This is a genomic window from Rhodococcus sp. AZ1 (assembly GCF_054979605.1).
On sequence record NZ_JBUEQF010000013.1, the window covers coordinates 74,735 to 87,222 of the forward strand.

Here is a 12,488-nt window from a genome sequence, read left to right on the forward strand (position 1 = left end):
CGGGTGACACCATGATCCGGTGACCGAGATCAGTGAAGTGGCGGCGATCGCGGGGTTGACCGCGGACGAGGTCGACGCTGCCGCCGAGCGCATCGCCGACGTGGTCGCCGTGACGCCGCTCGAGTACAGCGAGCGGCTGTCCGCGACGACCGGTGCGCGGGTCTATCTCAAGCGTGAGGATCTGCAGCGCGTGCGGTCGTACAAGCTGCGCGGGGCGTACAACCTGATGGTCCAACTCGGCGAGGCCGAGCGGGCGGCAGGGGTGGTGGCGGCCAGCGCCGGCAACCACGCCCAGGGCGTCGCGTTCTCCTGCCGCCGCCTGCAGGTGCACGGACGCATCTACGTTCCCACCAACACCCCGCGGCAGAAGCGTGACCGCATCGCCTTCCACGGCGGCGAGTTCGTCGAGGTCATCCCCACCGGCATCACGTACGACGCCGCCGCCGAGGCCGCGGCCGCCGACGTCTCCCGCACCGGCGCCACCATCGTCCCGCCGTTCGACGATGTTCGCACCGCCGCAGGTCAGGGAACTGTGGGCCGTGAAATGCTCGCCCAACTGCCCGAGGCGCCCGGCACCGTGATCCTCCCCGTCGGTGGTGGCGGCTGCCTCACGGGTGTGGCCACCTACCTGCGCGAGCGGTCGCCCGGCACGTCGATCCTCGGTGTCGAACCGGCGGGGGCGGCATCGATGGCGGCGGCGCTGATCGCGGGAGAACCGGTGACTCTGACCGACATCGATCCGTTCGTGGACGGGGCGTCGGTCAAGCGTGTCGGCGCGGTGCCGTTCGCTGCGGTCACCGCACTCGGCGCCCGTGTGGTCGGTCACCGCGCGGACCGCACCGACGGGCCGTCGTTCCGGATCGGTCAGATCGACGAGGGTGCCATCTGCACCGCCATGCTGGAGATGTATCAGAACGACGGGATCATCGCCGAGCCCGCCGGGGCGCTGGCCGTCGCCGCACTCGAGGGCGCGAGGTTCGAGCCGAACGAGGTGGTGGTGGCGCTGGTGTCGGGAGGCAACAACGACGTCTCCCGCTACGGTGAGATCCTCGAGCGCTCCCTCGTGCACAAGGGCCTCAAGCACTACTTCCTCGTGGACTTCCCTCAGGAACCCGGTTCGCTGCGAGCGTTCCTCACAGACGTGCTCGGGCCGGACGACGACATCACCACGTTCGAGTACGTCAAGCGCAACAACCGGGAGACCGGAGCGGCGCTGGTCGGTATCGAGCTGGGATCGGCGCAGGGGCTGGGGCCGCTGCTCGAGCGCATGGCCGACTCACCGATCAGTGTCGAGCACCTCGAGCCCGGCACTCCCGCGTACCGCTACCTCACCTGAGACGCTCGACCGGCCCGCCCGCACGTCAGGGCAGCAGGGCCTCTACGGCGCCCATGACGATCGTGGTCAGCGACAGACCGCCGGTACCGAAGGCCACCGCGGCGGCCACCGCCACGAGCACGTCCTCGCGGCCGGGCACCGGTGGCTCGATGGTTCGTCCACCCAACGTGAAGGGAACCGACCACTCCATGTCGACCGCGCCGCCGGCCAGGCGTGTGAGGGTACCGAATGCATTGTCCCCGTTGTCTTTCGGCCCGTCGAGGAGGTAGCTGTCCGCGAGGCTTCGTGCTGCCAGCGTCAGGTCCCGACCGCCGAACTGCAGTCGAACGCGAAAGGAGCGCCTGAGCAGACGCGCGCGCCCCGCGGTGACGGTGATGCTCTCGTCGCCGATCGAGGCCGCGATCGCGCTCGAGGTGCGGGTGCCCAGAGGTGTCGACGTGCGCGTGCGTTCGCCGAGCCGCCGAAAGTGAACTCGCGGGTCGGGGGAGTCGCTGTAGAACGCCACGACGGTGTTCTCGGTGCTCTCGATCACGACGTCGCCGTACAGCAGGGTGTCCACGGTCGCCACGTGTGGCTCGTCGTAGTCGCTCACGCCCGGTTCTCCCCGCTTCCGGGCTCCCGGCCGAGAATCCGCGCGACCACGCGAGCATGCAGATCCGCATCCGGTAGCGGGAGGTTGAGCAGAGCGGCGAAGTAGATCCCGTCACCGACCAGTCGAATGATCTCCGCCTGGACCGGATCTCCGATCTCGTCCTGAATTCCTTTGTCCCACAGGCGCATCACCTCCACCACGGCGGTCTGGACGTCGGCCGAGTCGGCATCCGGCTCGCGCTGGGCCTCGATCGTGCCGCGACCCTCGACGCTGCGCAGGGCTGCGACCGTCGATCGGAACAGGGCGGCGTCGTCGGTGGACGCGGCGTCGGGGACCTCGAGATACCACTCGGCCAGCGAGGTGCCCGTGGCCTGAGCCTGTGCTCGCTGCTCGTCGGCTCGGTCGCCGAGTCGGCGGACCATGGCGGCGAGCATCGCGTCCTTGCTGGGGAAGTGGTAGAGCAGGCCGCCCTTGGACACGTCGGCGGCGGCGGCGACGGCCTCGAGGGTGACGGCGGACATGCCGCGGTCGAGCAGGATGCCCTCGAGCGCGTCGAGGATGCGATCGCGGGTTCCGGACGCCATGGGAAATAACTGTACCGGTGGGACGGTTGTTTGCTATCGTCACCATCGCTGTACCGTCCGGACGGTAGACGAACTGTGGTTCAACCCGAGAGAAAATGTGAGGAAGCGTCATGACCAGCGCGACGGCTGCCCGCCCGCAGCCGCAGGAGTACCGACAGGCCACCGCCAAGGATTGGCTGGCACTGGTAGTGCTTGCCTTCGCAGTGCTGTTGATCGCCGTCGACGGCACGGTGCTCGACATCGCCATCCCGTTCGTCAGCGCATCACTTGCGCCCAGCAGTGCGGAACTGCTGTGGATCATCGACGTGTACTCGTTCGTCCTCGCCGGCCTGCTGGTGACCATGGGCACCCTCGGCGACCGCATCGGACGCCGGAAGCTGCTGATGATCGGCGCCGTCGGCTTCGGTGCGGCATCGGTTCTCGCCGCGTTCGCCGTCGACCCGGTGATGCTGATCGCCGCCCGCGCGCTCCAGGGCGTCGCGGGAGCGACGCTGATGCCGGCCACCCTCGCCCTGATCCGCACGATCTTCGACGACCCTCGTCAACGCACCACCGCCATCGGCGTGTGGAGCGCGATGGCCGGCGGCGGTGCCGCAGGCGGGCCGGTGCTCGGCGGCTGGCTGCTCGAGCACTTCTGGTGGGGCTCGGTGTTCCTGATCAACATGCCCATCATGGCGGTGCTGGTGGTGGTGGGGCCGATGGTGATCCCCGAGTCACGGGACCCGAACCCCGGCCGATTCGACCTCCTCAGCGCCGGGTTGTCCATCGCGACGATGGTGCCCGCCGTGTTCGTGATCAAGGAGATCGCCCTGCACGGCCCCAGCGCGATGCTTCTCGGCATCACTGCGGTCGCCGTCCTCGCCGGTGTCGCATTCGTCCGTCGTCAGATGCGGCTCGAGCACCCGATGATCGAACTCGACCTCTTCGCCGAGCGACGCTTCACCACGGCCGTGCTGACCAACCTGCTCTCGATCTTCGCGCTCACCGGCGTGCTCTTCTTCGGCGCGCAGTATCTGCAGGGCGTGCTGGGGGTCGGAGCGCTCGAAGCGGGCCTGCTCCTGGTGCCCGGCACCGCGATGTCGATCGTGTCGTCGCTGGGCGCCGGCGCCCTGGTTCGCTGGTACGCCCCGCGCACGGTGCTGGTGTGGGGCCTGCTCGTCGCCGCCGCCGGGGCCCTGCTGCTGGTAGGCCTGCGCGCCGAGGGTGGCCCCGCCCTGTTCATCGTGGGCTTCGCGCTCGTCGGGTTCGGGGCCGGTCTCGCGCTGACCCTGTCCGCGGACCTCGTCGTCGGATCGGTCCCGTCCGCACGAGCGGGTTCTGCGTCGGCGGTGTCGGAGACGGCGTACGAGCTCGGCATCGCCAGCGGTGTCGCCATCCTCGGATCGGTGGTGATGGCGATCTACCGGGGCGGCATCGACGTCGGCGCGTTCCCCGGGGCCGTCGCTGCGCAGGCACGCGAAACCCTCGGCGGCGCGGTCTCGGCAGCGCAGGCGCTCCCTGGTGCGCAGGGCCAGACGCTGCTGACCACGGCGCGCGCCGCGTTTGTCGACGGAATGCACGTGGCGTCCATCGTCACCGCCCTCGTTCTCACCCTCACTGCCGTGCTGGTGATGAGGTTGCTCGGCGAGCGGACTCAGGCGGCGAGCACCACGAAGGAGTGAGGCGTGACGGTGACGACGCCGGGTTCGGCGAACGTCGGTGCGTCCCACCACAGGATCGGCCGTCCATCGACCGGGACGTCCACCGGCTCGGCGGCGAGGTTGGCCACCAGGGTCACCCTCTCCCCTCGGTGGACGGCGATCCAGTGCCGAGCCTCGTCGAACTCCACCCGAACCGAGGCGAAGGTGGGATCGCTCAACTCGGAGTACTCGCGGCGTAGGCGCAGCAGGTCGCGGTAGCACGCGAGCATGCGGGCGTGTGCGGTCTCGGTGACCTCGGACCACCGCAGCGTCGATCGCGCGAACGTTGCGAGGTCCTGCGGATCGGGGATCGCGTCGGTGTCCCAGCCGTGTTCGGCGAACTCGGCTCGGCGACCTCGCGCGGTCGCCTCGCCGAGTTCGGGTTCGGGGTGGGAGGTGAAGAACTGGAACGGCGTGGAGGCGTTCCACTCCTCACCCATGAACAGCATCGGGGTGAACGGCGAGAGCAGGACCAGTGCTGCCTTGATGGCCAGTCGGCCGCCGTCGAGGTAGGCGCCCGGCCGGTCCCCGAGAGCCCGGTTCCCCACCTGATCATGGGTGGTGGTGTAGGCGAGAAGGCGGCTCGCGGGCACCGCCCGGGTGTCGATCGGCCGTCCGTGTCGGCGACCGCGGAAGCTCGAGTGGGTACCGGCGTGGAAGTACCCGCGTGTGAGCGTCGTGGCCAGGGTGCCGAGCGAGCCGAAGTCGCCGTAGTAGCCCTGGCGCTCCCCGGACACCGCAGCGTGCACCGCATGGTGGACGTCGTCGTTCCACGCCCCCGCCAAGCCGTATCCGCCGGCCGCGCGGGGTGTGATCAGCCGGGGGTCGTTGAGGTCGCTCTCGGCGATCAGGCTCAGGGGACGACGCAGATGCGCCGAGAGTCGGTCGGTCTCGGCCGCCAATTCCTCGAGCAGATGCATTGCCGTGGTGTCGTGTAGTGCGTGTACCGCATCGAGCCGCAGTGCGTCCACGTGGAAGTCCTCGAACCACCGCAGCGCGTTGTCGAGGATGTAGCGGCGCACCACGTCCGAGCCAGGGCCGGCGATGTTGATCGCCTCACCCCAGGTGGTGGAGCCCTCGCCGGTGTACGGGCCGAATCGACCGAGATGATTGCCCGACGGCCCCAGATGGTTGTAGACCACGTCGAGGGCCATGGCCAGGCCCCGCGCATGGCAGGCGTCGACCAGGCGGGCGAACCCGTCGGGACCGCCGTAGGGCTCGTGCACCGCGTACCACAGCACGCCGTCGTAGCCCCAGTTTCGCGTGCCGTTCACGGCGTTGATGGGCATCACCTGCACCGTGGTGACCCCGAGATCCAGAAGATGATCGAGGCGGCCGATGGCGGCGTCGAACGTGCCCTGCTCGGTGAAGGTCCCGATGTGCAGCTCGTAGAGCACCGAGCCGGCCAGGTCACGCCCGGTCCAGTGGTCGTCGGTCCAGAGGCCGGGGTCGAGATCGTGCACCGCCGACGGCGCGTGGACGCCGTCGGGTTGGCGAGCCGAGCGTGGGTCCGGGACCACCGTGTCGTCGCCGTCGAGGAGGAATCCGTACCGATCGCCGACCCGGGCGGGGACTGCGGTGCGCCACCATCCGTCGTCGTCGCGGGTCATGGTGTGAACGGTCCCGCCCAGCCACAGCGACACAGTCGACGGCCGCGGAGCCCACACGTCGAACGGGCGTGTCTCGGTCATGATCACCATCCTTCCCCGGGGGTCGCTCGGCTGCGGCGCGGCGCCCGCGTGCCCGGGGCATGCTGGAACCATGAGCGCGCCCGCCGGTCGGATCGACGACCTCCCGATGTTCCCCCTCGGATCGGTGTTGCTTCCGGGAGAACCCCTTCCGCTGCACGTGTTCGAACCCCGCTACCGCGCACTCGTCGATCGCTGCATGACCTCCCCGCACGGCCCACGCTTCGGTGTGGTTCTCATCGAGCGAGGTCACGAGGTGGGCGGCGGTGACAGCCGCGAGAACGTGGCCACGGTCGCCGACATCACCCGCTGCGTTCCGCTCGACGACGGCCGCTACGTGCTCGAATGCGTGGGCAGTGAGCGCATCCGAATCACCGAGTGGCTCGACGACGACCCCTATCCGCGGGCCCGTGTCGAAACGTGGCCGGACGAGCCGCACATGGAGGTCCCCGAGGTCACCGCCCTGATCGACAAGGTCCGTGAGCTGCTGACGCTGCTGGGCGAGATCGCCGCCGAACGCGGTCTGGACGAGCCGAGCCTGCCCGCTCTGGATCTGTTGGCCAGCACCTCCCTCACCCCGGGCGGGTCGTCCGAGGCGGTCTACACCGTGGCGTCGGTTCTGCCACTGGGGCCGGCGGACAAACTTCGTGTACTGGCGGCCCCGTCGGTGTACGAGCGGGTGGCGGTGCTGACCGCCGCCGTCGACGACGTGATCGCGGTGGCCGAGTTCTCCCGAATGCCGCCCGACTGAGCCAACCGGGGGTCTGTGCGGTCTGGGGTCTGTGCGGTCTGGGGTCTGTGCGGTCTAGGGTCTGACATCGGGGAGCGTCGCAGCGATCCGGACGCCGATCGCGTTCGGCGGCAGAAGGAGATCACCGTGGCTCACGAGCGCGCCGGCCTACCGGCTCGGCCGGAGGATCTGATCGACCCCGCACACCTGGTGACGGCCTACTACACCGTGACCCCGGACGTCGACGACCCCGATCAGGCCGTCGCGTTCGGAACCTCCGGGCATCGCGGTTCGAGCCTGGACGCCGCATTCAACGAGGCGCACATCGTGGCCACCACGCAGGCCATCGTGGAGTACCGGGCGGCCCGTGGCACCACGGGCCCGCTGTTCATCGGACGGGACACACACGCGCTGTCCGAGCCGGCGTGGGTCACCGCCCTCGAGGTGCTCGCTGCGAACGACGTCGAGGTGCTCGTCGACTCGGGGGAGCGCTACACCCCCACCCCGGCCGTGAGCCACGCGATCCTGCGACACAACGCCTCCGGTCCCGCTGGTCTCGCGGATGGGATCGTGGTGACCCCGTCGCACAATCCGCCGCGCGACGGAGGCTTCAAGTACAACGCTCCGCACGGCGGTCCGGCCGACTCCGATGCCACCCGCGCCATCGCCGATCGTGCCAACGAGATTCTGCGCGCTGGGGTCTCGACCGTGCGACGGGTCTCGCTCGCCGCCGCCCGTGCCGGTTCGGTGCACACCTACGACTTCCTCGGAACGTACGTCGACGATCTACCGTCGGTGGTCGACCTCGACGCCGTGCGGTCGGCGGGGGTGCGGATCGGCGCCGATCCACTGGGTGGGGCGAGCGTTGACTATTGGGACGCGATCGCCGCACGCCACAATCTCGACCTCACCGTGGTGAATCCGCTCGTCGACTCGACATGGCGCTTCATGACTCTCGACACCGACGGCAAGATCAGGATGGACTGCAGTTCCCCGAACGCGATGGCGTCGTTGATCGCCCTGCGGGACTCGTTCGACATCGCCACCGGTAACGACGCCGACGCCGACCGGCACGGCATCGTCACCCCGGACGGGGGCCTGATGAACCCCAACCACTATCTCGCCGTGGCCATCGACTACCTCTTCTCCCATCGCCCCGGCTGGCCCGCCGCCGCGCGGGTGGGCAAGACGGTGGTCAGCTCGTCGATGATCGACCGGGTGGTGGGTGCGCTCGGTCGCGACCTGCTCGAGGTGCCCGTGGGCTTCAAGTGGTTCGTCCCCGGTCTCGCGGACGGCTCGCTCGGGTTCGGCGGCGAGGAGAGCGCGGGCGCCTCGCTTCTGCGGACCGACGGCACCGTGTGGAGCACCGACAAGGACGGTATCGCCCTCGCGCTGCTCGCATCGGAGATTCTCGCCGTGACCGGTTCGACGCCGTCGCAGCGGTACGCCGACCTCGCGGGCACGCATGGCGCGCCGGTGTACGCCCGCACCGACGCGCCCGCCACTCGCGACGAGAAGGCGCTGCTCGCAGCCCTCGATGCCGATCGAGTGACGGCGACGGAGCTGGCCGGGGAGCCGATCACCGCGGTGCTCACCGCCGCGCCCGGCAACGGGGCGGCCCTGGGCGGGCTCAAGGTGTGCACCGCGAACGCCTGGTTCGCCGCGCGCCCGTCGGGAACGGAGAACGTCTACAAGATCTACGCCGAGTCGTTCCTGGGCGAGGCGCACCTGGCGCAGGTGCAGTCCGCGGCACGGGACCTGGTCGCGCGCGTTCTGTCCGGAGCGTGAGCGACTCCGACGATCCCGGCTCCCGACCCGGTTCCCGCGGCCTCGGTCGCGAGATCTGGGTTCTGCTCGCGGCGAGCCTGGTGATCGCGCTCGGATTCGGCATCGTCGCCCCGGCGCTACCGCTGTTCGCGCGCGAATTCGGTGTGGGCGACACCGCGGCGGCCGCGATCGTGAGTTCCTTCGCACTCATGCGGCTGCTGTTCGCACCGGCCGCGGGCGCCCTGGTTCAGCGGTGGGGTGAGCGGACGGTGTACCTGGTGGGTCTGCTGATCGTGGCCGCATCGACCGCCGCGTGTGCGGCGGCGCCGAACTACCTGTCGCTGTTGATCTTCCGTTCGCTCGGCGGAATCGGATCGACCATGTTCACCGTGTCCGCGCTCGCACTCGTGATCCGTGTCAGTCCGTCGTCCATGCGTGGGCGGGTGGCCGGTCTCTACGGAACGAGCTTTCTGCTCGGCACCATCGGGGGACCGCTGGTCGGCAGCGCGACCGTGCAGTTCGGGCTTCGGGCACCGTTCATCACCTACGCCATCGCCCTCGTGATCGCCGCGACCGTCGTGTTCGCCGCCCTGCGAGAGCCCAGCAGCGAGGGGCTCGCGTCACCGACCTCCGTCGCGGTGCTGACGTTGCGGGAGGCAGGTCGATCACGCGCGTACCGGGCGGCAGTGGTCTCGAACTTCGCCAACGGGTGGGCGATCCTCGGTGTCCGCACGGCAATCGTGCCTCTGCTGGTGGTGGACTCTCTGGGCCGCGAACCAGCCGCGACGGGCGTGGTGTTGGCCGTCTACGCGGTGGGCAACGCGGTGGTGCTGTCCGCGGCGGGTCGGCTGTCGGACCGGTACGGACGCCGCCCCTTCGTGATCGGCGGTCTGGTGGTGTGTGGAGTCGCAACGGCCGTGATGGGTACGGCATCGGACCTTCCTCAGGTTCTGGTGCTCTCGTTCGTGGCGGGGTTGGGATCGGGGGCTCTGGCACCCGCGCTGCAGGCGTCGATCGCCGACATCATCGGATCGCGGGCGCGAGGCGGTTCGGTGCTGGCGGCGTACCAGATGGCGGCCGATGTGGGCGGAGTGCTCGGCCCACTCGCGGCCGGTGTACTGGTCGAGTTCGTCTCCTTCGACGTTGCCTTCGGCGTGGCCGGGGCGATCGTGCTCCTGGCCGCCGTGGGCTGGATTCGGGCACCGGAGACCATGGCGCGGCCCCGGAAGGATCCCCGGTAGTCGCACCTGCCGGCGGGAGGCTCGTGGCCGAGGCCGCAGTGCCCGTGCCACAGTTGTGGTGTGAGCAGCACACGCAACCCGGGCAACATGACCGCGTCGAGCCGCAGCTCGTACATCCTCGGGGCGATCGCTGTTCTGGTCGTCGGGGCCATCGTGGCGCTGGCGATCGTGCAGCAGCCCGACACCGCGCCGTCCAGCGCCGCCACGGCAACGCCGCGCGCCGACGGCTACGGGTCGGTGCGCAACCCTGCCGTGCAGGTTCGACTCGACGCGGGGGTGGTCACCCTCGGCTCACCCACGGCGAGCAAGGTCGTCGACATCTATGAGGATGCGCTCTGCCCGTTCTGCGCCGAGTTGGAACGAACCCACGGGCAGGAGATCGCGCAGAAGCTCGACGCGGGCACGATCACGGTTCGCTACCACATGCTCGACTTCCTCAACCGGGCCTCCGCGAGCGGCGACTACAGCACCCGCGCCGTCGCAGCCTCCGAATGCGTGGCCACCAATGCGACCGGCGCGGCGTACTCGAAGTTCCACGCGGGACTCTTCGATCGGGGCTTTCAACCGGCGGAGCAGGGAAAGAGCGATCGCACCAACGACGAGTTGGCGACGCTGGCGCGCAACTCCGGCGCCGGCGAGGCTGCGGCCGGGTGTATCGAAGCCGGAGCGGGCATCGGGGCGGCCGCATCGAACGCCGACGCGGCGTCCAAGGCCCTCACTGCCGCCGGGGGACAGGGCACGCCGACCGTGGTGGTCGGTGGGGCGATCGTCGACACCAACTCCAACCCCAACTGGGTTGCGGACCTGTAGGCGACGGCCGGGAAGCGATTTGTTGGCGGTCCCGACGATGGTGTAGCTTCGGTCGAGCGTTCAGCGGTGGTCAACCGCCTGCACGCACAACCGAATACGGGGCTATGGCGCAGCTGGTAGCGCACCACACTGGCAGTGTGGGGGTCAGGGGTTCGAGTCCCCTTAGCTCCACCCACGATCGAGCTCCACATGATCGACAGAAGCGGGCCCTACGGGCTCGCTTCTGCATTTCCGCCACTTCTCGCTCTGCTCCCTGATATTTTCGCGCGGTCAATCCGACAGCACACAACGGGGGGTTCGTCATGGGTTCGGTCGACATCGTCAATTGGTTGGTCGCAGGTGCGTCGGCGGGTGATCCGATTCGGGGAGGGCTCGTGAACTTCCTGGCCATCGCGGGCGGGATCATCGGGATCCTGTTCGGCAGACCGTCGTTCTGACTCCGCGTTCACGATCGAAACAGCCTGGAGGGTTTGCAAAATAGGTACCGGATGGTACTTTGCAAATCGTTGGTTTTTCGTTCGCGAGGCAGGGAGTTGAGCTATGGGTTCGGTGGACATCTTGAACTGGCTACGGGAGGGCGCGGGGGCAGGCGACCCGATCAGGACACCGCTGTTCCTCGTCATCTCGGTCGGTGCCGCTGGGATCCTCGCGCTTTTCGGAAGATCGATTCTCTGAGACGGTTCCCGTCCGGGGCCACGCTTGGCGTAACAGGATGGAAGATTTGCAAACTAAGTACCGATCGGTACTTAGTAAATCGTTAGATTTTCGTACGTAAGGTAAGGAGTTGGGTCATGGGTTCGGTGGACATCATCGGCTGGCTGCAGGAGGGCGCCTCGGCAGGCGACCCGATCAGGGGTGGGCTGTACGTCTTCATCGCGATCACGACGGGTCTGGTGGGGCTGCTGTTCGGGCGGTCCCTCTTCTGATCCACCCCGCACGGGTTGACTCATCCCGTGCGTTCTCGATCGGGGGATCGACTTTCCCAGGCGAGTTCTCGCCATGAACAACATCAACTCGGTGTCGGCACCGCCCACACCGAGTTGATGTTGTTCGTCCAGTTCTCCGATTCAGTGTGCCGCGTCGAACGCCTGCTCCACCTCGGCGGGGATCCGGCCCCGCGCGGACACCTCGTAGCCATTACTGCGAGCCCACTCGCGAATGGCCCTCAGCTGATCGGGCGCACGAACCGAACGGCCCGTTCCCGATTTCGCGGCTTTTGCTGCCGCTGATCGCGACCCGACGCGGGCGGCGTGCCGAACATACAGATCCATCGCGCGGTAGAACTCGGCGGCATTCTTCTCACCGAGGTCGATTTCGTACCGGTTTCCACCCACGGCGAAGGTGATTCGTTCACCACCGTCGTCGAGCACCGTTCCGTCGATGTCGTCGATGACTTCGACGTAGAGCTGCTTGCCCATGTCTGTTTCCTTCTGGTGTGGTGTCGGGTGTCGGGAGCGAACTAGGCCGTTGCGGCGGCGTACGCCGCCCTGGCCTCGGCGGGGATGCGGCCGCGTCCGGAGACGTTGTAGCCGTTCTCCCTGGCCCAGGCCCTGATCGTGCTGGTCTCGTCGGGCGTCGCCGCAGACCTGCGGTTGGTGCGGGCGGGGGCGAGTTTGGTGGCGAAACCGATGTAGTAGCCGATGGTGTCGTGAAAGACCTTCGCGTTCGCGTCCTTGAGGTCGATGGAGTATTCGACGCCGTTGATGGCGAATTCGATGTGTTCGCCGTCCCCGTCGATGGGTTCCTGATCGAGATCATCGATCAGCTGAACCACGACTTGCTTTGCCATGCGGTCTACTTTCCGATTGCCGATTGCGCCGGTGGATGAAAGCGCGGGTTCTTCCGATTGTGTGTCTGAACAATCTTCCGCACACGATACCTGCGGATTTGCACCATCGGCGAAGGCCCCGGAAAACACGCCCGAACCGGAAATAACGTAATGGTCACGGTTGGTGCCCTGATCGGTGCGAATCGGACATCCGGGTTTGCTGGTGCGACAGTCGAGGTGGATGATGCTGATGTGATGTCAGTGACGAGTGCTGGGGCAACGCGTGGACGCAT

At 68.3% G+C, this 12,488-nt stretch carries 13 protein-coding genes and 1 tRNA gene; 9 read left to right on the forward strand and 5 right to left on the reverse strand.

Annotated features, from left to right (window positions below):
- The first annotated feature begins 19 nt into the window (after positions 1-19).
- On the forward strand, positions 20-1,336 hold the full coding sequence (gene ilvA, locus ACY48E_RS14920; RefSeq protein ID WP_462873004.1) for a threonine ammonia-lyase IlvA: 1,317 nt from the start codon (positions 20-22) through the stop codon (positions 1,334-1,336).
- A 25-nt stretch (positions 1,337-1,361) separates the two neighbouring features.
- On the opposite strand, the gene ACY48E_RS14925 is transcribed toward ilvA, so the two are convergent.
- The gene (locus tag ACY48E_RS14925) at positions 1,362-1,928 is read right to left on the reverse strand and encodes a hypothetical protein (RefSeq protein WP_462873005.1); all 567 of its coding nucleotides are present in this window, start codon (positions 1,926-1,928) and stop codon (positions 1,362-1,364) included.
- Positions 1,925-2,512 carry a TetR family transcriptional regulator gene (locus ACY48E_RS14930; protein WP_462873006.1) on the reverse strand — a complete coding sequence of 196 codons (588 nt, stop codon included), beginning with the start codon at positions 2,510-2,512 and terminating at the stop codon, positions 1,925-1,927. Before ACY48E_RS14930 ends, ACY48E_RS14925 begins: the two co-directional genes overlap by 4 nt.
- A 110-nt stretch (positions 2,513-2,622) precedes the next feature.
- Between ACY48E_RS14930 and ACY48E_RS14935 the strand changes: the two genes are divergently transcribed.
- Positions 2,623-4,173 carry an MFS transporter gene (locus ACY48E_RS14935; protein WP_462873007.1) on the forward strand — a complete coding sequence of 517 codons (1,551 nt, stop codon included), beginning with the start codon at positions 2,623-2,625 and terminating at the stop codon, positions 4,171-4,173.
- On the opposite strand, the gene treZ is transcribed toward ACY48E_RS14935, so the two are convergent.
- Positions 4,146-5,882 (reverse strand): malto-oligosyltrehalose trehalohydrolase, encoded by a 1,737-nt coding sequence (gene treZ / locus ACY48E_RS14940; RefSeq protein ID WP_462873008.1) that lies wholly within the window; start codon positions 5,880-5,882, stop codon positions 4,146-4,148. The genes ACY48E_RS14935 and treZ overlap by 28 nt on opposite strands.
- A 70-nt stretch (positions 5,883-5,952) precedes the next feature.
- Between treZ and ACY48E_RS14945 the strand changes: the two genes are divergently transcribed.
- The 7 genes from ACY48E_RS14945 (at position 5,953) to ACY48E_RS14975 (ending at position 11,353) form a co-directional block, all read left to right on the forward strand.
- Positions 5,953-6,630, forward strand: a complete 678-nt coding sequence (locus tag ACY48E_RS14945) for an LON peptidase substrate-binding domain-containing protein (RefSeq protein WP_462873009.1) — start codon at positions 5,953-5,955, stop codon at positions 6,628-6,630.
- A gap of 126 nt (positions 6,631-6,756) precedes the next feature.
- On the forward strand, positions 6,757-8,397 hold the full coding sequence (gene pgm, locus ACY48E_RS14950) for a phosphoglucomutase (alpha-D-glucose-1,6-bisphosphate-dependent) (protein ID WP_462873010.1): 1,641 nt from the start codon (positions 6,757-6,759) through the stop codon (positions 8,395-8,397).
- Positions 8,394-9,617, forward strand: a complete 1,224-nt coding sequence (locus ACY48E_RS14955; protein ID WP_462873011.1) for an MFS transporter — start codon at positions 8,394-8,396, stop codon at positions 9,615-9,617. Before pgm ends, ACY48E_RS14955 begins: the two co-directional genes overlap by 4 nt.
- A 60-nt stretch (positions 9,618-9,677) precedes the next feature.
- Positions 9,678-10,427: a DsbA family protein gene (locus ACY48E_RS14960; protein WP_462873012.1), complete on the forward strand. Its 750-nt coding sequence runs from the start codon at positions 9,678-9,680 to the stop codon at positions 10,425-10,427.
- Between the two features lie 98 nt (positions 10,428-10,525).
- Positions 10,526-10,598, forward strand: a tRNA-Ala gene (locus ACY48E_RS14965).
- A gap of 131 nt (positions 10,599-10,729) precedes the next feature.
- A complete protein-coding gene (locus ACY48E_RS14970) occupies positions 10,730-10,864 on the forward strand; it encodes a hypothetical protein (protein WP_462873013.1) in 135 nt (44 codons plus the stop codon).
- Positions 10,865-11,218: 354 nt separating this feature from the next.
- Positions 11,219-11,353: a hypothetical protein gene (locus ACY48E_RS14975; protein ID WP_462873014.1), complete on the forward strand. Its 135-nt coding sequence runs from the start codon at positions 11,219-11,221 to the stop codon at positions 11,351-11,353.
- A gap of 141 nt (positions 11,354-11,494) precedes the next feature.
- On the opposite strand, the gene ACY48E_RS14980 is transcribed toward ACY48E_RS14975, so the two are convergent.
- Both ACY48E_RS14980 and ACY48E_RS14985 read right to left on the reverse strand, forming a co-directional pair.
- Complete coding sequence (locus tag ACY48E_RS14980; RefSeq protein WP_462873015.1) at positions 11,495-11,845, reverse strand: histone-like nucleoid-structuring protein Lsr2; 351 nt, start codon at positions 11,843-11,845, stop codon at positions 11,495-11,497.
- Positions 11,846-11,886: 41 nt separating this feature from the next.
- A complete protein-coding gene (locus ACY48E_RS14985; protein ID WP_462873016.1) occupies positions 11,887-12,216 on the reverse strand; it encodes a histone-like nucleoid-structuring protein Lsr2 in 330 nt (109 codons plus the stop codon).
- Positions 12,217-12,488: the final 272 nt, after the last annotated feature.